At 30.9% G+C, this 23,065-nt stretch carries 20 protein-coding genes and 1 pseudogene; 6 read left to right on the forward strand and 15 right to left on the reverse strand.

Annotated features, from left to right (window positions below):
• Positions 1–101 precede the first annotated feature (101 nt).
• Both ACYSNO_RS06615 and ACYSNO_RS06620 read right to left on the reverse strand, forming a co-directional pair.
• Positions 102–635 (reverse strand): shikimate kinase, encoded by a 534-nt coding sequence (locus tag ACYSNO_RS06615; protein WP_461730275.1) that lies wholly within the window; start codon positions 633–635, stop codon positions 102–104.
• Positions 632–1,297 (reverse strand): HAD family hydrolase, encoded by a 666-nt coding sequence (locus ACYSNO_RS06620; protein ID WP_461730276.1) that lies wholly within the window; start codon positions 1,295–1,297, stop codon positions 632–634. The genes ACYSNO_RS06615 and ACYSNO_RS06620 overlap by 4 nt, the downstream gene beginning before the upstream one ends.
• A gap of 266 nt (positions 1,298–1,563) precedes the next feature.
• Between ACYSNO_RS06620 and ACYSNO_RS06625 the strand changes: the two genes are divergently transcribed.
• Positions 1,564–2,277 (forward strand): SIS domain-containing protein, encoded by a 714-nt coding sequence (locus tag ACYSNO_RS06625; RefSeq protein ID WP_461730277.1) that lies wholly within the window; start codon positions 1,564–1,566, stop codon positions 2,275–2,277.
• Between the two features lie 606 nt (positions 2,278–2,883).
• Here the strand turns inward: ACYSNO_RS06625 and ACYSNO_RS06630 are convergent.
• From ACYSNO_RS06630 to ACYSNO_RS06650, 5 genes are read right to left on the reverse strand one after another with little or no spacing between them, the layout of a single operon-like run.
• Positions 2,884–4,044, reverse strand: coding sequence for an ABC transporter permease subunit (locus ACYSNO_RS06630; protein WP_461730278.1), 1,161 nt, complete (start codon positions 4,042–4,044; stop codon positions 2,884–2,886).
• Entirely contained in the window at positions 4,044–4,913 is an 870-nt protein-coding gene (locus tag ACYSNO_RS06635; RefSeq protein ID WP_461730312.1) for an ABC transporter ATP-binding protein, read from the reverse strand. The genes ACYSNO_RS06630 and ACYSNO_RS06635 overlap by 1 nt, the downstream gene beginning before the upstream one ends.
• A 49-nt stretch (positions 4,914–4,962) precedes the next feature.
• Positions 4,963–7,125, reverse strand: coding sequence for a peptidase domain-containing ABC transporter (locus tag ACYSNO_RS06640; protein ID WP_461730279.1), 2,163 nt, complete (start codon positions 7,123–7,125; stop codon positions 4,963–4,965).
• Between the two features lie 10 nt (positions 7,126–7,135).
• Positions 7,136–7,780 (reverse strand): hypothetical protein, encoded by a 645-nt coding sequence (locus tag ACYSNO_RS06645; RefSeq protein ID WP_461730280.1) that lies wholly within the window; start codon positions 7,778–7,780, stop codon positions 7,136–7,138.
• Entirely contained in the window at positions 7,777–9,258 is a 1,482-nt protein-coding gene (locus tag ACYSNO_RS06650) for a hypothetical protein (protein ID WP_461730281.1), read from the reverse strand. The genes ACYSNO_RS06645 and ACYSNO_RS06650 overlap by 4 nt, the downstream gene beginning before the upstream one ends.
• Before the next feature lie 328 nt (positions 9,259–9,586).
• Between ACYSNO_RS06650 and ACYSNO_RS06655 the strand changes: the two genes are divergently transcribed.
• The 4 genes from ACYSNO_RS06655 to ACYSNO_RS06670 all read left to right on the forward strand — a co-directional run bounded on the left by ACYSNO_RS06655 (position 9,587) and on the right by ACYSNO_RS06670 (position 11,681).
• Positions 9,587–9,766, forward strand: coding sequence for a hypothetical protein (locus ACYSNO_RS06655; protein WP_461730282.1), 180 nt, complete (start codon positions 9,587–9,589; stop codon positions 9,764–9,766).
• Between the two features lie 178 nt (positions 9,767–9,944).
• Positions 9,945–10,325, forward strand: coding sequence for a BlaI/MecI/CopY family transcriptional regulator (locus ACYSNO_RS06660; protein ID WP_461730283.1), 381 nt, complete (start codon positions 9,945–9,947; stop codon positions 10,323–10,325).
• A gap of 6 nt (positions 10,326–10,331) precedes the next feature.
• Positions 10,332–11,444: a M56 family metallopeptidase gene (locus ACYSNO_RS06665; RefSeq protein WP_461730284.1), complete on the forward strand. Its 1,113-nt coding sequence runs from the start codon at positions 10,332–10,334 to the stop codon at positions 11,442–11,444.
• Positions 11,445–11,447: 3 nt separating this feature from the next.
• On the forward strand, positions 11,448–11,681 hold the full coding sequence (locus tag ACYSNO_RS06670; RefSeq protein ID WP_461730285.1) for a hypothetical protein: 234 nt from the start codon (positions 11,448–11,450) through the stop codon (positions 11,679–11,681).
• Positions 11,682–11,851: 170 nt separating this feature from the next.
• On the opposite strand, the gene ACYSNO_RS06675 is transcribed toward ACYSNO_RS06670, so the two are convergent.
• The 8 genes and pseudogenes from ACYSNO_RS06675 to ACYSNO_RS06710 all read right to left on the reverse strand — a co-directional run bounded on the left by ACYSNO_RS06675 (position 11,852) and on the right by ACYSNO_RS06710 (position 22,378).
• Positions 11,852–12,322 carry an ImmA/IrrE family metallo-endopeptidase gene (locus ACYSNO_RS06675; protein ID WP_461730286.1) on the reverse strand — a complete coding sequence of 157 codons (471 nt, stop codon included), beginning with the start codon at positions 12,320–12,322 and terminating at the stop codon, positions 11,852–11,854.
• A gap of 536 nt (positions 12,323–12,858) precedes the next feature.
• A pseudogene (locus ACYSNO_RS06680) lies at positions 12,859–14,163 on the reverse strand (IS3 family transposase); the annotation flags it as partial.
• Positions 14,164–14,340: 177 nt separating this feature from the next.
• Positions 14,341–15,579: a tyrosine-type recombinase/integrase gene (locus ACYSNO_RS06685; RefSeq protein WP_461730287.1), complete on the reverse strand. Its 1,239-nt coding sequence runs from the start codon at positions 15,577–15,579 to the stop codon at positions 14,341–14,343.
• A 1-nt stretch (position 15,580) separates the two neighbouring features.
• Positions 15,581–15,778 (reverse strand): DUF3173 family protein, encoded by a 198-nt coding sequence (locus ACYSNO_RS06690; protein ID WP_461730288.1) that lies wholly within the window; start codon positions 15,776–15,778, stop codon positions 15,581–15,583.
• A gap of 686 nt (positions 15,779–16,464) precedes the next feature.
• Entirely contained in the window at positions 16,465–17,109 is a 645-nt protein-coding gene (locus tag ACYSNO_RS06695) for a DNA-methyltransferase (RefSeq protein WP_461730289.1), read from the reverse strand.
• A gap of 1,090 nt (positions 17,110–18,199) precedes the next feature.
• Entirely contained in the window at positions 18,200–18,799 is a 600-nt protein-coding gene (locus ACYSNO_RS06700) for a recombinase family protein (protein ID WP_461730290.1), read from the reverse strand.
• A gap of 82 nt (positions 18,800–18,881) precedes the next feature.
• A complete protein-coding gene (locus ACYSNO_RS06705; protein ID WP_461730291.1) occupies positions 18,882–19,559 on the reverse strand; it encodes a hypothetical protein in 678 nt (225 codons plus the stop codon).
• Between the two features lie 923 nt (positions 19,560–20,482).
• Positions 20,483–22,378: a LysM peptidoglycan-binding domain-containing protein gene (locus tag ACYSNO_RS06710; RefSeq protein WP_461730292.1), complete on the reverse strand. Its 1,896-nt coding sequence runs from the start codon at positions 22,376–22,378 to the stop codon at positions 20,483–20,485.
• 307 nt (positions 22,379–22,685) lie between these two features.
• Between ACYSNO_RS06710 and ACYSNO_RS06715 the strand changes: the two genes are divergently transcribed.
• On the forward strand, positions 22,686–23,012 hold the full coding sequence (locus ACYSNO_RS06715; RefSeq protein WP_461730293.1) for a helix-turn-helix domain-containing protein: 327 nt from the start codon (positions 22,686–22,688) through the stop codon (positions 23,010–23,012).
• Positions 23,013–23,065 lie beyond the last annotated feature (53 nt).

The raw sequence follows: 23,065 nt of genomic DNA on the forward strand, positions 1-23,065 counted from the left end.
AAAGTGCCTTATATTTGAATAAATTTAAAAATGATGGGAAATTCACAAATAAAAGAGTAGAAATTGATGGTTTCCCCGTCCATCAAAGAAGGAAAAAGCCTTTAAGGGGATAAAAGACGCGTGAAAGTTGTTTGAATTGCTTCTAAATTCGCTTTGAAGGGTTGTGTTCCATCAATTATAAGAACTGGTAAGGTAGTATTTTTTATCCATTTATTCAATGTATCGGCCGTTCTATTTTTCACAAATTCTAAAAAAGCTTGTCGTTCTGGATATCGAGGGTCAGTCAAAGGTAACTCGCCGAAAATTGTCCGTTCTCTTTGAAGGACACGTGCTACTCTAATGGACTTCTCAACATCGACAAAAACAATCAGCGCCAGTGATTGTAAGAGTTCCGGTGACAAGGAAGTAAGATTCCCACCAATAATAAAGTGTCTCTCTGTCTTTTGAATGGCGGCCAATAATAGTTGACTGGCTTCAGAAGCACTTCGCGGATTTTGATAGTCGTGTTTTTTGGCGAACCAAAAATCTTCCACTTCAAAAAAATGAAAATCAAGTTGTTGAGCTATATACTTTCCGAGCGTGGATTTTCCGGCGCCGTTTAGACCAACCAAGGCAATTCCCCTCTGTTTTTTCATCGCATACAGTCCTCTTGAGTAGAATGAATCGAATCAGACAATAATTCGAGCAAATCATGCGGTTGTTCGAACGTAAAAGTAGGGAAAAGAATGCCATGATCGGAGACGCTGCCCCATTTGGCATAACCAAAATCGATTCCCGCATGCATGGCTGCTTCATAATCGGATTGGGCATCTCCAATATAGATTGTTTCTTCGGGCTTCAGATTCAGCGCCTTCAAGCATGCTAGCAAGGGATCAGGGTGCGGCTTGTGGTTTTTGGTATCTTCCGCTAAAATTGCAACACTCATATAAGAGTCAAGTCCTTTTGCGACAAAATCAAGTGCATATTGTTTTTTGGTTTTGGAAGAAACGACCGCTTGTTGGATGCCATGCGCTTGAAAACGATCGAAGAGAAAAGGGAAGCCCTCATAAAGACGAGCTCCGTCTTCATACGCATTCACATAAGAGACCCATCTTTGGTAAACAGCGTCCACATTTTGAATCTTAAGTTCTTCGATTACTTTGCGACCAGGGTATGCTGCAAATCGAAGGACTTGATCAAAAGTCCATTGTTCTCCTGTTTCTTCCTCAATAATCCTGATTAGTGGATACATATTCATGTCCAATGTGTTTAAAATCGTTCCATCAATATCGTAAATGATGGTGGTATAATTTTTCATCCATTCGTCTCCTTTGTTTTATCTTTTTCGTGCAATCCCTTTCATTATATCAGAATGCGAAAATATATTGCTTGTTTTTTTTCTATACTTAAAAAAATGACCGTATATGACGGGAAGTTTTTTCCTTTGAATAGTGGGAGAGAAAAGTCAAAACCTGTATAATAAAGAGAGAAAGTCAAATGCCAGGAAGGGTTGTGGCAGCATCGAATCACAAAATGTCAGGGGTTTTTACTGGTCGTTTTAAAAGTGAAAGGAGCAAGGAATTTATGAATCGCATGCAAGAATATCAAGCCATACTTTGTACAAACATGGAATACATCGTTAAGGAAGAACAGGTAGCTATTGAAAAAGCAGCACAAATGATGAGTACCTGTATCCAAAAAGAACATAAAATTTATTTTTTTGGCACGGGTCATTCCTATATCATTGGACAAGAAGTCTTTGCCCGAGCAGGCGGTTATGCTGGTTTTATCCCAATCTTGGAAAATGAATTAGGGATGAACCACGCCATTAAGAGTACTTTCATCGAGCGAACCGTGGAATATGCCGATGTTCTAATGGAACTTTATCCTTTTCAAACAGAGGATGTCATCGTCATGTCTTCAAATTCAGGCAGAAATCCACTGCTCATTGAAATGGCGCTACGTTTAAAAGAACGCGGCGTTCACATCATCGCACTGACTGCCCTCGAAGCTTCAAAAAACAGTCGCAGCCGTCATAAGAGTGGACGACGTTTATTCGAACTCGCAGACATCGTGTTAGACAATCGCTCACCATATGGAGATGCGAGTATTTCCCATACAAAAGAAATCAAGACCGGCCCCACTTCGACAATCTTGAGTGTCTTTCTTGTTCAATTACTCGTTAGTGCCTTTGTTCAACTGGAAATAGATCGGGGAATAGAGGCGCCCGTTTTTCGAAGTAGTAATATCGATGAGGGCGATGAGTATAATGAAAAATTATTTGATGTGTATCGGTAAAGGAGGAGCTTAAGAATGTTAAGTAATTAATATTCTTGAGTTTTTTCTTGTTTGAACAGATGGGGAAAATACGGTAGGTTCCTCCGTCTTCCTTTTTGAAAGAGTGATTCTCATGACGTCAAATTTAGGCCTGGATAAAGGTCATGCTTCCACCATTTCCCTGTAAGCATGTTTTTTTCCAGATAAACAAGATGAGGGGGGAAAACATCACTCGTATTTTCTGTTTTTGTATTGCTAACAGTTGATCTCTACAGTATCAAACTTGCCATAAAAAGTGAGTAAAAAATGATGGGGAGAGGAGCTCTCGCTGAATCAATGGATGAAGTGTCTTTCATTGGGTGAAATAGATAGGAAGCAACGAAATTAGTTTAAAATTAAAAAAAGAGCCGAGGCCCTTGTAAACAAAGGGTCTTCAGCTCTTTTCTCTTATTCCCGCTCTATAAATTGATAAGTTGATTTAGATTGTATTCACTGGTTTAAAAGTATCTATAACTCAGATGAATTTGTTTAAGTAGCTAATTTTAGTATAGATTGTTACTAATACTGTTACTATAGAAATCAACTTAATAATAACAAACTTTAATTTAATAAATCAAGCTGAAAAGATTAAATGACATTTTTTTTATTTTTTAAATTCCAGTAGATAATCATAAACGAAGCTATAGTTACTAGTAGTAAAATCATTGCTACTAGTATAAAATTTTGCCAGAAAGAAGAAAGGAAAAATTGTGTACCTGAACTCAGTAGAGTTAATAAACTTTCCGTATTAAAATTATTAATAGGAAATAAATAAAGTAACTTATTAATTATCCCTTCTTTAAAAATATAGGTTAAGGCTAAAGGTAACATAAATAGACTTAGTGAAACAATTAATGAACTAAAAGGAGTCGTAGTTAAAGAAGAAATTAAAAGTGTGATTCCAATAACAGACAATAACCCAAATACATAAAATAGAAGCATTGCAAACCAAATATTCAAATTATTCATTTCTATAGAAAAATCAAATAAATGTAATGAAAAATTTGTTTGAATACTTGCATCCCAACCTGAAAATCCATGATTATAAATTGAAAATACACCTAAAGTTATTCCTTGAAGAAAAATGAATATTAATAAGCCAGTTATTGTAGCAGATAATATTTTAGAAACTGTTAACTTAGTACGTCCAAATTGAGTAGAAATTAACAATTGGTTAATGTTTCTTGAAGTTTCACTTGAAAAAATCAAAGAGCAAATTAAAATACTAATAATTATAGACAGAAGAAAAATATAACTAGAGACTTTATATAAATCACTCCAAGGAACATAATTACCTATTTTAAGAGGCTGTTTAAATTCTGAGAAACCAATTTCTTTTATTGAAGGTATATCAACCTGATCAATTGTAATTTTATTTCCGTCTTCTACAGCTTCATTCATTCTTATATACGTATCTTCATTACTAGGGAAGAATATATCAGCAATATTTGATGAAAATAAATCAAAGGGTCTCGTGCTAACTGGTTTACTTTGATACAACTCTATATAATCTGATAGAATATTTTTTATTTGATTGTCATCAAATGTTCCACTGTGTTTCTCGGCAACGTCCCAGTAAAGATTTTCTACGCCCTTATTTTCATTGCTATTTTCTACTAAACTTAATTGAGAATAGTGGAAGCCAGTAAAATATATCCCAAACATTATAAATAAAGAAGTTACGACAGCGCCTAAAAAAGAAAAATTTTTAGTGATTTTTTTAAGTTCAAATTTAATCATTGTGGTCATTATTTTACATCCTCTCTGAAATAGTATAGGTATAAATCTTCCAATGTAGGTTCTACTTTGATAGCTTCTTCAATAGGTTGTTCTTCTGAGATGATACGTAAAATTGTATTATCATGTTCATGCTTTTGGTTGCTTACAGTATATTTGGATAAATAATAATCTACATTTTTTGTACTAATTGAACATTCCCATACTTTGTTTTCAATAGTTTTAACTAAATCTTCTGCTTGTCCAGTATTTTCTAAAATACCTTTTTTTAAAACCAAAATTTCGTCTGCGATATATTCAATATCAGAAACGATGTGAGTAGATAAAATGACTATTTTTTCATCTGAAAGTGAACTTATTAAATTCCTAAATCTAACTCGTTCTTTTGGATCTAAACCAACTGTAGGTTCATCTAGAATTAATACCTTTGGGTTATTAATCATTGCTTGAGCAATACCTAAACGTTGTTTCATTCCTCCAGAATATTTTTTTATTTTTATATTTTTTTCTTGATCCAAACCAACCAAATTAAGTAGTTCGATACATTTATCTTTAGATTTCTTTTTATCTACTCCTTTTAAAGAAGAAATATACAACAAAAAATCTAAACCAGAAAAATCAGGATAATACGTAAAATTCTGTGGTAAAAAACCTAGATTCGCTAGAAATGCTTCTCTCTTTTTTTTAGTATCTTTATTATTGAATAATATATCACCTTTATCTTGACTAATAACCCCACAGATAATGTGAAACAGAGTTGTTTTTCCTGCTCCGTTAGCTCCTAGTAATCCATAAATACCAGGATTGAATTCAAAAGAAATATTTTTTAAAACTTCTCTGTTATTGTATTGTTTTGTAACATTTTTTAATGTAAGCATAATAGAATCCTCCATAATAAATAATTTTGGCAATAGATACTTTCTACATCCTTTATTTTGTGGTTGTCAACTCCTCCTTATCTACAATAACAATTTTGTTTTGTTTAAATGATAAAAATTGTTTAGAGTATTTATATATACTTTTATCGTGAGATACAGAAATAATAGTCATCTTATCTAAACTGTATAAATAAGACAAAATTTTATTTTTACTATTACTATCAATATTACTAGTTGCTTCATCAAGAAGAAGAATTTTGGGATTGATTAACATAGCTCTTGCTAAACCAATTTTTTGTTTTTGACCACCAGATAAATTGCTGCCATTTTCATAAATATACATATCTAAGTTATTGTTATCACTATTTGGAGTTAAATGCGTAAAATCGAAAATTCTAATTATGGTGTTTAGTAAAGTCCTTTTTTTATTATCTAAATGGCTTCCCATTAATAAATTATCTAATACCGTTCCTTCAATAATAAAAGGTTGTTGAGGAACATAAGCAATGGTTTCCCTTAATTTATTTAATGAGTATTGATTATATGGTTTATTTCCTAGATAAATTTCCCCTTTAGTTGGAGAATAGAGCGTTGCAAGTAATTTTATTAACGAAGTTTTTCCACTTCCGCTTTCGCCAATTATCCCTACTTTACTGCTTTCTGAAATTTCAAAATTTACATTCTCAAAAATATTTTTTGAATAATAGTAGGAGAAAGCAATATTATTTAATTTGATCGTATAATTTTCTACAGATTCAACCTTATGAATAGGCAAAGAGAATTTTTCTATTTGTATAGCAAAGATATCGTTTAGACGATGGATAAGTATCCCTAAATTTTGAATTTCATTTTGTATAAGAACCAATTGTTTTACTGGATTAATGAAAAAGGAGAGCATACTTTGAAATACAATTAGAGAACCTAAAGATATAGAACCATTTAAAACTAGAATACTACCTCTCCATAAAATTGCGACCCCACCTATGGATTCAGTTAGCATTACTAAGGTAGAGACAGTAGATTCTGTTAAACTTAAATTGTATAATTGAGAGTTTGTACTTTTGACCTTTTTTAAAATTTTATTTAAAAACCATGAATTTTTATTTTGCATCAACATAGTAGAATGCCCACTCATTGTTTGATTTAATTCAGTTATAGATTCTGAATAGAATGAATAGAATTTCTTTCTCAATTTATTTAAAAACGGTAAACTAATTAAAAAAGTTAAAGCATATATAATTACTATTATCACCACATAAAGGAATAATAGTGGGCTTAAACTGAATAAAATTATAGCTCCCAAAAAGATTCCAATTGATTCTGTCACTATTGTTAATATTACGTTTATTGAAGATTGTTGAATTTGAACAACACTTTGAAAACGAGATAATACTTCACCAGTTTCAAAATAGAATAAGCTTTTTTCAGGTATATTTATTAAATGTTTTAAGAAAGATTTGGATAGCTTATTACTCATTAATTGTGATATTTTACTTATTAAAACATTTTTGTATAGAAAAATTCCTGATTGGAAAAAATAAAAAAGTATTAAACTAATAAAAAGTAATGAAAATTGAAATGGTAAGTAATTCGTGTTAGACACATTTAGATTTTTTAAAATAAAATCATCAATAACAATTTTATACATCCAAGAACCTACAAGAGAAATTAGTGATACTAATATAGACAAAAAAATAGCTAGCATAAGATTTTTTTTATCTGAAAATAAGATTTTTAAATATCTATTTTTTATAAGATTTATGCTGGATTCCCAAATAATTTCTTTATCTGTATTCTCAAAACAAATAATTATACCTGTCCACTGTTTCAATAATTCTTGCTCTGTTAAAATTGAATGTCCGTCTTTGGGATCAAATATTTTAAACTTTTTATTCCTGATTTTTTTCAAAATTATATAATGTCCACCTGTATTATCTCGTTCTACATGTAATACTAATGGTAGTTGGAAGTTGTTTTGCTTAACCTCTGATCTTAATTCATCTAAACCACCTTGATAAGCTTCTGCTTCTAATCCATAAGAATGCGCTGTTTCTATTATTGATAATACGTTTGCGCCATTTTTATCATATTGCATTTTATTTCTAAGAATACTAATGGTTGTTTTTCTGCCATAATAATTTAGTATAGTGGATAGAACTGCAGCGCCACAGTCTTCTTGATTATACTGATATACTCCTCTTATAAATTTCTTCATGTCTTTCTCCTCAAATATAAATTACCTTTTTTATTTGATTTTCAAAATAATTTTTGCTACTAAATATTAAAATTCCTAGATTATACTTTTCTAGTAATTTATTTAATGTTTGAATGGCTTGAAATCTTATTTCATCATTAAAATAGTCTAAGGTCTTATATATAATTAAAAACTTAGAACCTTTCAAAAGAGATTCCACAATTTTTAAATTCCATTTTTCTATCTCTTTTAAATTTTTAATGCTTTTTTTTAAGACTGTATTGTTGAATTTAAAATCTTCTAATAAAGTGTTGACTAAAGTGTAATTATCGATAGAAGAATCATCATATAAAATCACATTATAAAAGTTATCAGTGACTAATTTCAGATATTCCATTACTTTTAAATTTTGTATAAATGAATTTTTTTCATCGGCAATCGTTATCATATTTTTTCGATATATTAATGGATCAAATTGTCTAATATCTATTTCATTTAAATAAATTTTTCCAGTAGAAGTTGTTTTAAAATAGCCAATTAAATTAAATATTTCGTTCAAATTGCTATCATTTGAGTGGGTAGAAGAAATGATATATATATCTCCTGTCAAAAATTCTAAATTAATTTCATTTGTATTGTCAGTTAAAATTAGATTTTCAATTGTTAATTTATTCATAGCTGCTCCTTTGTAAATGTTTTATATAGACTATATTTTATTGATGATTTAATGATTATAAACAACAGAAGAGCAAAGAAAATAATAATCATTAAATAATAAAAATTAAAAGTCGTATATTCACTTGGATAGTGATTCATACTTATTAAATTTCGAGAAAAGTTTTGAATGTTAAAGAAATATCCCCCTTCTGAATCAATATAAATTAACTTATTTTGAAATATATATTTGGCGCAAGAAGGTGCACTAATACAGGCTAGTGAAAAAATTGGAATTATAAATTTTACTATTTTTTTTGTGAGTATGCTATTAATCACTTTTAAATTTATGCCTAATGATAAAAGGTACTTAATAAACTTTTTCTCTTTAAACAAACTCAATAATATAATTAGTGAAATAGAAATAACACAAAGTATTAATAATAAAATGGAAAGTATAAAAGATATGACTTCATTCCTTGCCATATTAGGTACCCAGCTTTGATAAGCGTCATTAATGTCAAATACTATGAAATACTCAGGTAATATCTTATTTGCTTTTTGCTTAAAAGTGTTTAATTGATTATGAGAACGAAGAGAGAATACTGCTTGATAATCAGCAGAAGAATATTCATTGCCAAACTGATCATCCAACTCTTGATTAAGTTTTTCTATAGTTTTATTAGGTAAATAAATGGTGCTTAAATCTTCAAATAAAAATAATTTTTGTAGTGATTCCACATTATCAAAATCTGTTTTACGTTGTTCTGAAGTAGAGTGCTCTTCATGGTTATGTTCACTGGTATTAGCTCCTTCGTCACTATGATGAAGGAGATTTCCTAAAAGATCTGTAATTTTAGATGTATCAATATTTTTCGTACCAATTTTACTGGATGGGTCAAATGTACCAATTAAAATAAATTCTTTAGTATATATTTCTTCTGGATTTGATGGATTGCAAATTCCTAAACCTATCTTTTGACCAATTTCAAGGTTGTTTTTTTGAGCTAAAAAATCACTAAGTATAATACTGTCTGTAGCTTCTATTATTTCTGTATGATTGAAAGTTCTTCCGTTGTTTATAACTATGTTATTGAGGCGAATATCATAAAAAAATTCGTTGTTAACACCTTTTATATTAAATAATGACAATCCTGATTCTTCTACTTCCTCTAAATCTTTTAGTGTTGGTGTTAAAAGAATATCAGTTAGACTAATCTCAAAGTTATTAACTTCTTCTTGGTGTGCTAACTCAATATAATCTTCTTTAGTTGGATTAATAATCTGGCTTGTGTCAACTTGGTTACTCTCTAAATTAGTAGGATTAAATTCAACAGTTACAAGAGGCTCAAAAGATTGTAGATTATTAACTTTAAATAAATTATAACTAGTAAAAATTAATGTGATTGCTAAAGTTGAAACTAACAATAAAAATACGAATAAAAAACTTAAAAAATAATGGACAGACTTTAATTTGAAAAAAGATACAATACTATTCATGTTTAATGATTTTCTCCAATTTAAAAATATTTTTGTTTAAAACTAAAGTTGGTATTTAAAACATCTTGATAGTATATTATCATATGTTTGTAGACAAAACATCAATTTGTTTTATCAAAAAATAAATAATTCAAAATTTTGAATAGCTGAAATAAATAGATGAGTAATTGTCACAAAATTTAATCCTTTATATCTTTTAATAGCGCTAAAAAGTATGAAGGGTAGTGGTATATAAGATTACTTGTCTAATAAGTGATTCTGATAGTGTCGACATATTAGAAGATGTTATTTTTATTTTTGAATTATAAAAATGAAAGGGGACTTCAAGATGAAAAAATTAAGTATCGAAGAAAAAACTCAAGTTGTTGGTGGCTTAGGATGGCAATGGAAATGTTTGACAACTGGTTGGGAAAGTGGTTGGCATTTAACTTATGGAGGAGCATTAAAATTAGCTACTTCTCATGAGTCAAAATATCCTGGACACTCAACAACTGTATTTGCAGTTTAATTTTAGCTTAGTCTAGTGTTTTAAAAGAGATCTAAGTTATTTTAGGTCTCTTTGTTTATTTATAGTTGATAGTTAGAGAAGTGTATGCCTAGTTACTTTCTGAAAAACGTGAAAATAAGAAGAAATTGTTGTACAATTATTTTGTTAAGGAAATAACTTAAAAAATGGAGCGATTATAATGGGTAAATTAAGCATTAGTAATAGAGAATATGAGTTATTAGACATATTTTGGAAAAATGATAAATCTTATACTGCTAAGCAAATTCAAGATGAGAGTCCTGATTTGGCATTGAGTACCATACAAACTACATTGAAAAAATTAGTGCAAAAAGGTTTAGTAAAAGTTGATGAAATTGTTTATAGCGGAACAGTGTTATCGCGAAGCTATGTTGTGTGTACTTCTAAAGAAGAATTTATTTTAAATCAGTATAATGATCTTGAAATAGGAAGCTTAGTTTCTCTTTTTTTAGGTAAACAATCTAAAAATAACTTGACGTCTGAAATAGATAAGATTGAAGATTTGCTGAATGAAGCACGAAACAATAATGTTCAGGAGTAAAAAAATATGAGTATCTCTGCATCGATAATCTTTACCAAGACTATTTTTAGTGTAGTTATTTTAACAATTCAATATATCTTACTAAGATATTTTAATAAGTATAATTTTATTAATTCTAAATTACTAATCTTGTTCACTTTTATCTTTATATTGACATTAGGATTTCCATTCGAATTTAGTACATCATATGCCATTCCTTCACACGTAATTATGCCCTTTATTCAAAAATCATTAGTCACTGAAATTTTTAATATTAATAACAGTAGTATTTTTATGTATCAAGTTTTGCTGTTTATATGGGCAATTGGAAGTATTATACATTTGGGGATTGTTATATTTAATTATATAACAATATCAAATTTTATAAAAAAACTATCAAATGATTTAATTGAAATAAAAGTACATGGGAAAAAAATTAATATTTTAAAGGTGAAAACTTATACTTCTCCATCAGTAATAGGTTTGAAAAAACCTGTTATAATATTGCCTTCTGGTTTTTTTAGTGATGAAGAGTTAGAATTTATTATAGAACATGAATTTTTGCATGTTTCAAATATGGATTTATTTTTGAAATATTTTTATGAGATACTACTGTCCTTTTATTGGTGGAATCCAGTCGCTTATGTATTTAGAAATCAAATGAATCAAGTTTTAGAAATCAGAGTAGATGAGCTTATCATTAGTAATAGCGACATTACTAAAAAAATTAATTATGTAGAAACTCTTTTAAGTGCTAGTAAACGATTAATTTCTCCTCGTGAGAATACATTTTCAGCCTTTTTCACGATACGAAACAATACACTACTTAGGCAGCGTTCAGAAAATATTTTAACTTATGAAAATAGACAAACTGAAAAAGTAATAAAGACAAGTTTTTCTTTTTTTAGTACGTTGTTTTTGTCTTTGATATTTACTTCTTCAATAGTTTTCGAACCACATTTTATTTCTCCAGAAAATGAACTAGGAACCTTTGAAATCTCTAATGATAATGCTTATTTGATTAAAGAAAATGATGAGTATTTATTGTATGTAAATGATCATTATGTAACCACCATAAATAGTATAGACAGTGATGATAATATTAAACAATTAAAAATTATTAATGAGGAGGAAGAGTAAGTAATGAATAAAAAGATACTATCTTTTTTTCTGCTAACATTTTTTATTCTATCAAGTACATCAATAGTTAATGCGAATACAATTAATTTTGAAACCAATAATTTCTCAGAGGAGAATATAACTCCATTAGCAGATATAATTGGCTGGCGTTATAAAACAGAAAATGGAAAGTTGTATAAACGTCAATTTAACTATTCAAAAGATAAATGGATAGGAGACTGGATACTGGTAAATTAATAAACCAATATTATATGAAAGAGGAGCAGAACTTAAACAGTTAAATTGCTTCTTCTTTTTTTTATTAAAATCTCTTGCATATCTAAGAAACTATCAGCATTTTACTTTTATTGAATTTTATAATTTGAGACTTGTAATAAAGAGATAATTAGATTTTGTACATTTGTTAGTCATTTATCAGAGTCTATGGGTTTAGATAAATTATTTAATGTTTCTAAAAATAAATATTCTAAATTTAGAGGTAAACCTATTTGACTCATAAGTTGTTTAGGAGATAAATAGATTAAATCATGCTGATGATAAAATTCAGACAATAGTAAAAAAATAGCGAACATATTTGCTTCTGCTTCTATTTTAGGAATCAGTATATTTTCGCTAGGATATTTAAAAAAAGGCGTCTTTAGCCCTTTATGTAACAAGATGTGTCCCAGTTCATGTGCTATGATAAAGGTTTGAATTCTTTCTGGTAAGTTAAAATTAACGTAAATAGTCGATATTCTATTTATAGTAGTTTTGAAGCCACCAGTATTTCCCAAGTTTAAGCGGAGAATATCAATATCTAATAGATCACAAATTTCAATAGGATTAGTTACATGTGTTTTTCTTAGAAGATCCGTTACAATTTTTTTGATACGATTCATGCTTTCACTCCTAAGTAAGCGAACATACGTTTCTTTTGTTAAAATGGTAACATGATAACATGGAAAATTCAAAGAATATATAATTATAAATGATATGAGGATGAAAAAAATAATATAATCAGTGCAAAAAAAGGTTAAAATATTTCCAAAATTTTAGTACAGATTTTAATTAAATCCTTTATGATGGAAAAGCTACAGTGTATATTATTTTAGAAGAAACCAACGGAGTAGTTAAGATGAACAGCGTTTTATTATGTAATAATTATCGAAAAGCTAGGGGTATTACGCAACAAAATTTTGAAGAATATAATTTAGCTTTTTGGGAGTATCTGTTCGTATTTAATAAGTAAACGTTTAATTGTTGGTGTTCAATGATTTGATTTTTTATTAGATCTATATTATAACTAATTTGCGAAGTGATAAGATTTGTGTTGCATAACAACACAAAAGCCCACCCTACTGTAGTGACCCCTAAAAGTTAGACTTTTAAGGAGTGGAGAAATCCACTCCTTTTTTTCATACCTTCAAACTGTTGATCAAGCAACTGCTTGTTCTTTTTTTCGAAATTGAACAGGGCTCTGCCAGTTTAACTTCTTTTTCATACGTTTATTATTGTAATAGTAAATATATTGATCAATTGCCTCCTTAAGCTCATCAAAACTACGATAAATCTCTCCATGAAAAATTTCTTGCTTCAAAAGACTAAAGAAAGTTTCCATAGGTGAATGATTTAAACAATTTTCTTTTCGAGACATACTTTGAAAGATTTGGTGTTGCTTTAGCTTGTTGCTATAACTCTTCATTTGATAAGCCCATCCTTGATCGGAGTGGAATGTTCGACGAAATGGGCAATCTTTAGTGACTTCAATCGCTTCTTCTAGCTCTTCCATTACTGCGACTGCATTCGGTTTCTCTGAAATTCTGTAAGATAGAATTTCGCTATTGTATAAATCCAAAAATGGACCTAAATAAAGTTTCTTTTGACGAACAACGCCTTTGGCATCTAATTCATAATATTTAAATTCTGTCGTATCAGTAGTGATTTTTTGGTGACAAATACTCGTATAGAAGAGACGATGGATACGATTTTTGGCAACTGTACCAATCTTTCCACGATAAGAATTATACCGGCGGGATTTTCTAGTGTAGGATTTTACTTCGATTACTAATTTTCTTATCAATCGTTGAATTTTCTTTTTATTCACGATAAAACCACGATTCTCAAGCTCTTTTTTTCATTCTGAGACAGCCATAATCTTTGTGCTCTTTCCGAATTTTTAACATTTCATCTTCAATTTCTTGGTCTGGATTTTTACGATTGAAACGTTTTTGCCAATACATATAAGTGGACTTAGGGAATTCCAATGTTTCAAGAAGCTCAACTAATTTGAATGATCCTCGGAGGCTGTCGATGATACGTGCGATTGATTCTTGCATCTTTGTTGGGGTTCCTGTTTTCGCAGCTTCCTCAATTCTTTTAAAAAGGCATTCTCGATTTGGAGTGAACGTACTTGTTTCTCTAATTCCTTAATACGTTCAGATTCTTTGGGAGTGATTTTAGATGTTTTCTTTTCTATTTCTTTATTTTTCTTCGGCATGTTAGAAGGACGTCCTTTCGGTTTTGAAAGCCCCTCAACACCGCCCTCTCGAAACTTATGAACCCAAGAGGTAATCAGTGGGGGATTATTAATGCCAAGAGCATTAGCTACCTCATGATAGGACCTTTCACTCGTTTGATATAACTCTACCGTATCTAACTTAAATTGAACAGAATATTTCTTGTTTTGACGTATTCTTAACAATCCTTCTTCACCAAATTCTTAATATGCATTGACCCATTTTCAATTTAAATTCAAAATTGTATTTTTCCATAAAAATAGCGACCTCCAAAAGTTAGATTTTCGGTCTAACTTTTGGGGGTCGCTTCAAGGATTTTAAGCTCTTTTCTGTTATTCCCACTCAATGGTAATTAAAGTCATTGTATCTATTGGTATCATAGCGTTTTAAGAGTTTTTTTATTATTTGGAGACAGTTTTGGAGACAGTACTAGACTTCACAGCTTGGTTTCCATTAAACTGAAATCTTTTTTTTTCAGATGTATTGATTTTTATTTTACCAGTCATTTCAACAGCAATTTCTTTGTCTACACCTGGCCATAGGTGGGCATAGTGTTTTAAAGTAATCTCAGGTGAGGAATGTCCTAATCTTTTTGAGAGGATAAGTACATTCACATTTAATTCGTTAATCAGATAGCTAGCATGTGAATGCCTTAAACCTTTAGCCTGTATTTTGGGTACATCAGCTAATTGAGCATACCTTTTTATGATCCTTCCAATCGTAGACTTTATCATCGGATGTCCGTCGTGACTAAATATAAAGGTATCATCAATATTCGCTTCGGATTGCCGTTCTTTCCATTGTTTTAATATTTCAATGGTATCGTTGTCTAGACTGACTGTGCGATTACCTGATTCTGTTTTAGTGTAATCCTGTCGAACCCAATTAGTTTTAGATTTTAGTTGTAACATATGATTAACTCGTAATTCTTTCTTTTTAAAGTCAACATCTTCCCACCATAAGGCACAACCTTCATTTACTCGTATGCCAGTATTAAAATATACCCATAACATAACGAAATTTAAGTGTTCATAATAATCAGAAATGTATATTTGAGAAATTACTTGTTCGAAATCTTGCTTAGTCCAAAAATCTACATTTGTCTTACCTTTAGGAATTCCGTTGATTTTACTAGCGATATTTGTTGTTAGATATTGCATGTCAACAGCAAACTCTAAAGTCTTTTTAAATGTTCCGTAAGTTAAACTAGCATAGGATTGTGAATAATTCGCTCCTTTTTTTGCTAGTAGCCAAGTCTTAAAGTTTTGAGCATCAGTAATAGTTATATCTTTTAATTTCTTTTTTCCAAATCGTTGAATAAGGTTCTCTATTATTGACTTCCTAGATTCAAAAGTAGCATTCCTAACCTCTGTTTCATAAGCAGGGAGGTAGTGTTGTGTTATAAATTGTTCATAATTGATTTGACGATTTGAAATACCGGTGTTTTGGAAATATTCATTCTTCACTCTTGTAACTTCAATAAAAGCTTCGTGCGCTGTACGGAATTTCACTCCATTGCTAAATGTTCTTGATTTAGCTTTATTTCTTTTTCCAGTTATTCTATCTGTTCCTAAGCTAACTTCATAGTAGAATTGCCCTTTGTTATCAGTGTAGACATTAAGATATTGAGTTTTAGCCATATTAGTTATCCTCCTTGTTGGATAACTCGACACCTATAATAGCTTTAACAGCATGAGCTGGGACAAGTCCCAGTCTTCTATTATTATAGAATTCGAAACCTTGAGAAACAAGTGTTGCTTTGGCTTGTCGTATAATCCCTTGTGAAGTGCTTTTTGTATAACCTAAATCCATTAGGTCTTCTTTTTTTATAAATTTCATGTAAATTCCTCCATTATTATATATAGAGAAGCGTCTATTTATTCTCAATTTTGATTTAGAGAATTGCTTCAAAGCCATAGACAGGTACACAGAGGTCTAGAAGTTATGGTATATAGTTTTGATGATTATACGTTGGTACTGTTAAGTTAGTAAGAGTTGTTGTTTGTTTGTTTATTTTGTTCTACGTCTTGGTATAATAGACAGATAGTTTCGGTTGATAATATAAATACTTCAGTAAGGTCTAGAATAAAAATGAGTATAGAATTTAATAGAATGGATTGTATTAAATTTGATGTGTTGTAAGCAAGGTATAGTCAGTTAAGTTGATTTTTAATAACTAATAAATGATGAGATTGAGATATTGAAAATAAGGTGGGTAGTATATAGGAAAAGGGAGAGTTTTAAAATAGAAGTTTCGAAGTAAGTATTGGCTTTGTTGGACGAGGTATTAAATGTCTTTTGAGGTTAAATATTTTTATAGTGGTTAAGACAGATGGAAGGGGAAGTTAGGTAATACATAGTCTGAGTACCCCGTAATAAAGATGGAAAAAGAGCCTATTACGTTTTAGGTATAGGCTCTTTTTTTAGCTAGTATTTATTCTTATAATATATTTAGGTGTGCCATGAGTAGACAACTCGATAAGAGGTCAGGTTAATGTGATGATACTGAGTATAAGGAAAATAAATTAAGTTACTTTAATACGATTAAATGTATCTTTATCTTTTTCGTATCCAATAAATTGTCTTTTTAGTTTTCTTGAAGCGTGTGCAGAAACACCGCTACCAAGAAACAGGTCTATAACTAAATCATTTGGTTGTGAGTGCCTCATAATGAGGTCTTCGATTAAGGGGGTGGGTTTCTGACAAACATGAACTCTATTGTTTGGTGTTACTCTAGGGTACTTATAAATTCCATCATGATACTTCTCAAAGGATGGAAGTTTAAAATATGGGCTAGCGTTTTTATTTGTGATATAAAAAATATATTCTCTCCCCTTAGTGGTATAGCCTTTTTTTCTTAGGTAGGTAGGAATGATATTTGGTTTTTGCCAAATCAATAAGTCCTGCAATTCAAAATCAAATTGTTCTATTAATTTTGAAAGCAGTATAAGGTGTTGAGGAGGGTTGAACAATAGGATTGTTCCATGTGGGGCAAGGAGCTGTTTGAGTACCCCAAATAATTCTTCATAGTCAAAATCATTGTCCCAGTCGTTATCATCAATATTAATGTTGTAGGGAGGATCAACAATTAGTAAATCTCCCTGGGATTTAAGTACAGTTGCTTGTCGGTAGTCATCATGAACTAATTTAAAAATAGGTGTTTCTATCATAAAGTATTCTCCATCTTTTCTGTGTTAATTATTTGGTATAAACGTCCTCTAGAAATATTAAGGTTCTTAGCTATTTGAGTGGTCGTTATGCCCAGATTTTTTTGTCTTAAGTACTCAGAATAGAGTTCCAATCTCCGTTCTTTGAGTACCCTTAAATGTTGTTCTTGGGTTCGAGCCCCTAAGTTGTTTTCCCTGTATCGTTGTTTCCTTCGTTGGTCTGCGTCAAGTCGTAAGGTCTCTAACTCTAATAAGTCTACCTGTAAAGGAGTTATTCGTAGCAGTTTTATAATTTCTTTGTTTGAGTCTCGAACGGAAAGCCCAGGTATAAAGGTAACATGTTCGGGTATGTCTACTTCAGTTCTCGAGTACCGAGCAAAGAGATTAATGTAGCTGTATATAAGGTCTTGAAACTTCTGTGAGGTCTTGTATTGGGCAAGCTTATGTAGGTCTGAAAGAACTAAGATGTTTCTATCGTTATAACTCATTCTATGTGGTCCTTTTCTATGTATTGTTTATTGTTTTACTACGTCTTATCAATATAAACAATTGTACCATGAAAATGAGATTAGTTTCATTAAGGTTGTTTACTAATAAATAGTCCTAGTATGTCCTGTCTAGACTAGAATACTAAGGGATGCTTTTGAGTTAGAACGATTTTAACTACGTCTATCAATGATGAACAAGGTTAAGGGGAAGATGCATTTGAAGTATAGGATACGAAGAGGGTTTCTAAAGGATTAAGGTACTCTTTGTTATAGAATTTGTAGTGAGAGAGTACCCCTGGTTGCTAATGATTGTTACTGCTGTATTTCATATGGTTATGAGCTTAGGTACTGATGTATTAGATAATCATATAGGTACTATTCCTTTAAAATTAGTTATTGTCCTAAGTCTTTAATGTTTATGAGAAGTTAAGGATTAATCTGTTTTTGTTTATCGATAGAAGTTTCCTACTATATAATGTTTGGTTATACTTAAAAAATCGGTTAATAAATAGATGGATATGTTTACTTATCTAGAATTAAAATTACTAATAGAAGAAAGATGATATTGGAAGTTATTCAGCATAGTATAATAATAAACTAAAGAGTTATAAAGCCTTCCTAATAGTTTGGAATCTCCTATAATATCGACTGAAAGTAGAAATACTTATTTGGGTCATTTCGCTAACTGTCTTCATGGTATATCTCCCAGTAGCATATAGTTCAATAGCATGCTTTAGATTGGGGTCCTCAAAGTTATCAAATTTTGGTTTTCTTCCTAGGTATTTACCTTGCTGTTTAGCCAATTCAATCCCTTGAGCTTGACGCTCCCTAATTCTTTTTCTTTCGTTCTCAGCCTGGTACTTATAAAGTTCCAAAATCAAGTTGTTTAGTAAGGCTCTTAAATTAGCATCTTCAATCCCTTTAAATGATGGCAGAGAAAGGATTTCTAAGGTAGCTCCTTTCGCTCTAATTGTTTCTATGATGCTAGATAGGTCGTCGTTATTGCGTCCTAATCGATCTAATTCAGTTACAACAACAATATCTCCGTCTCTTAAAAAATCAAGCATAGCTTCAAGACTAGCTCTTTCTAAGCCTTTCCCACTAGCTTTTTCTTGAAAGACCTTAGAACAGCTCTCAAGAGCTTTTAATTGCCTATCTAGGCTTTGACCTTGACTACTCACTCTAGCATATCCGATTTTACTCATTTGATAATTCCTCCTATTTTGAAAAGCTTTAGTGAAACGCTATAAACACTATGAAATAAGCATTCCAGTAAATTTCACTAGGCTATAGCCTAATGAAATCCTTCTGAATCTTGTTCCTTAAATCAATTGACCCTGTATCTCCCTCCAAGATAGATAGTATGGTTAAAAACTTAACAGGGTCTATATTATTAAATAATGTATTGCAATAGAGTGGAGAATAGACTTGTAGGTATTGAAATTCATTTTTGAATGTAGAATTTTTAATAGTCTGTTTTATTTTTAATTCTTCTCGTAGCTGGGTAGACAACTGTTGTATTTGGTCGTTCAAATAATCAATATTTTTAACATGTTCGTAAGCTATATCTGTTACATTTTTAAATATAATCTGATTATTGTTTTCGAGTCTTTGATTTGAGTAATCTATACGGTGACCGATTGTCGTATATTGTTTTTCTTGTATTAAATCTAGTACATCATCTCCAATTTCTTTTACTAAGTCAGCATATATTTCCTTCTGTATAGCTCTTACGCTCTGTGGTTGTATTCCTAAGGATTCAGCAATTTCTGAGGGGGTCAACAGTAAACAATTCTTCAATATAAACTCTTTGTTTTTCCTTTGAGTATATACACCACTCAAAATAAAACGCTCTAGTGCAATAGTAGCTGTATAGGCTGTCAACAGGTTTTTACCTTCTTCATTTAAGTCTGGAGACTCACCATCTCTGGCGAATTTTGAATAAATTAATATTTTTCTTATCATCTTGTTATCCTCAACTTTCTATGTTTATAATTCGAATTAATTCACTAATCCAACATTAGTAAAATCAATGTTCGACTAATAACTATAAATTAGTTTTATTGGAGATTTGTGTTTCACTTGTATTTATTATTTCTAAAAGCCTATTAACTTTGGGTTTTTCAGAAAAAAAGTAACGATTAAGGTTAAAGGTTAATTTATTTTTACTTTAAGAAATAATGTAGGGTTATTTTTATCATCTAATTGCTATCAGTTATATAAATTATTAACTGGTCATTAAGTGCTTCCTTATTAAACGTTTTGGAGTAGGTTTTAAGTGAGGAACGATATAGTATCTTTTTCTATTAAAGGTAAAAAATAAGAATAGACAGGCTAAAAAAAATATAAGAAAAGCCATGTATGAGTCACAGGTTAAGAACAAGACTGTTCAGATTTAGGATATGATATGTGTGAGGTTCTGTTTTAGGTAACAGGTTAACCCTAAAACTGTGCAGATTAAGTGGAAGATAAAATAGAGGTTATGCTTCAATCACAGGTTTAATATAAGATTGTGCAGATCAATAGCAAGATGTAATAAAAGTTGTTCTCTAGGTAACAGGTTAATTCTAAGATTGTTCAGATTTAGGATAAGATAAACTAGAGGTTATGCTTCAGTCACAGGTTTAGTATAAGATTGTGCAGATTGAGAGGAAGATATTAAAGAAGTATTTGCTATAATCAATGTTTAAAGGGGATGGAAGAGATTGTTTTTGAATCATATTTATCTGTCTTTAGAAATAATAATAAATGATGATTAGTATTCCTTGAGTAGAAAGGTGGAACTCGAGGTCAAACTAAAAAATTGAAGTTTAATTCAATATAGTTTGGTAATCAAAAACGCTTAGAGAAGTTAATCTCTAAGCGTTTAATGTTTTATTTAGTTCAAATTAGTAAATGTGTACAACTGTTACACGAACAGTATACTCACCCGGTGCTCCAAACCATTCAGGTTTAACTTGAATGTTATGGTCGAATGCATAATCGAACCATTCATCTGCAATAGCATTGTAGTTCGCTACAGCTTCCTCTTTAGTTGCGAATTTAGCTTCATATAGCACTTGACCTACATAGTGGTCATGACCTAAGTCAATAACGTAAAACTCTACTGAATACCAAGTTTCACCATTAGACATTTGTACTTGAATTGTTTTGAATGCGTACCCTTTATCCCAATCACCATCAACTGGGTTTCCATAGTAGAACTCTGAATTAGGGTCGTTATGCATTGCTTCACCTTGTGCTCCTGCATCTGCTAATGACTTAGATAAGATGCCACTGTTACCTAAAGGAGAAACTGGTGTAATTTCTGATGGGGTGTTTTTCTTCCACACTTTAGTAGTTGTGTAAGTAGTTACTGTATCACCCTTGTCGTTGATAATTACTTTGTTTGAAGTAGTTGTCTCAGACACGAATGAGTACCCCTCAACAGAACTTAATACATTTCCTTCTGTGTCCACATTTACTGTTACGTATTTGTTTTCATTAGATGGAATGTATAGGTCTTTTTCCCATACACGAGTTGTTGTGTATGTAGTAACTGTGTCACCATTTGGTTTAGTTACTACAACCCCACCATCAGTACTTTCAGAAATGAAGTGGTAACCTTCTGTTGAAGTTAATACTTTACCATTAACGTCAACGTCTACTGTTACGTGTACATCTTCATTTTTAGGTGCTTCTGGGTCAACTGGAGTATCTTCGATTTTCTTGTAGTTAAATACTACTGTAAGACCATCTTGGATAACAAAGGTTTGAGAGATTGGAGCGATTGCTTCATATCCATCAAAGTGTTTAGCTTCGAATACTTGTGTTGAACCACTTTCGTGACGTTCAGTAACTTCTTGGTTGATGATTCCATCTTCTGATTTGTACTGGATTTTCACGTCTACTTCAACAACTGGAACTTGTCCGTTATCCTTTTCAACTAGTTGTCCAGTCCAACCCATTGAGTTACCTTTTGTTGAGATAACTTCCCAAGTTTCAACTTCGTATTCTTTACCTGTTTTGCTAGAAATTTCTTCTGCAAGGGCTAAACCGTATTCGATAGCTTCTTGTTCAGTTTTGAATAATCCAAACTGTCCAATTGGAGTTTTCGAATCCGCTTCTTCTTTGTCTTCCGGTTTTTCAGGGTCAACTGGTTTTTCTGGTTCTTCAGGTTTGTCACCTGGTTTAGTTGGTGGTGTTACTGGTTTTTCAGGAGTTTCAGGTTTTTGACCGTTATCTTCTGTTCCACCATTATTACCACCGTTGTTTGAACCACCATTGTCTTTGTCGCCACCTGTGTTATCAGGTTGACCAACAACGTCTGATGGGTCTGTTTTGCCGTTGTTAACATCATTTGTTACGTCTTCGCCAATAGGCTTGTCTTTAACGATTTTATTTGAATCGTTTAATTCAAGTCCTTCGCCAACTTTGTTTCCGTTTGTATCTGTTACTTCCAATTTACCGTTATCCCATTTGATAACAGTTCCGATTTGTAACGAATACTGTTGACCACTAGCTAAGTCGATATTGTTAACTTCTGCTAAAGTTTTAACGTTGATATTGATTTTCATTCCGATTGCCCAAAGTGTATCCCCACGTTTCATCGTGTAAGATGTATCACCTTGTTTAATAACAATACTTTCGGGAGTATTAGCTGTCCATCCTGTTTCGGATGCTTGAGATTGTTGTGATATACCGAACATACCTAATCCTAACACACTTAGAACAGTAGCCTTTGTATACATTTTATTTCGTCGTTTACTTTGCATTAATTTTTTGTAATCTCTTCTTGTTGTCATAATATGTCCTCCTATGCATTAAATAATATTTTTAGTTACTCCAATTTATTTTTCAGTAATCCTTTTGATTTAATATGTATACACATTCTCGTGACGTAACGGTAATTACTAGAGTAACTACAATAGTACTAATGAGTATATGTATTCTCCTATACAACCTCCTTATTTTAATAACTGTCAGCTAATATATTAACATTTAGTTTTCTTTTAGTAAAGTATCCTTTGTGAAAAGATACTATTGTTTATATATATGCGGCAGTTAAAACTTTACAATTGTATATAAAGAGATCAATTGCGAGGGTATTTCATGGAAATAAAAGATATTCTAAACAGTATAGGTAGTAGTATTAGAGAAATAAGGTTAAAAAGGGGTATTACACAACAGGAGTTAGCAGATAAAGCCGATTTGAGTTTGCCCTTTATTAATTTAATTGAGAACAATAAGAGACAATTGTCATTGGAGTCATTATTAAAGTTACTTGAGGCATTAGATGTTTCACCAAGTGAGTTTTTCAATCCATATTCTCAGGATAATAAGAAGTCATCGGAGTTATTAATGCTACTAGAAAAGACAACTTATAAAGATGAGTATATTGAGATGTTTATAAAGTTATTAACCTTATCCCTTGATTAGATAAAAACAAAAAAGCTTATTGGATTTAAAATCCAATAAGCTTTTTTGGAGAC

The sequence above is a fragment of the Enterococcus sp. LJL98 genome (assembly GCF_054871745.1).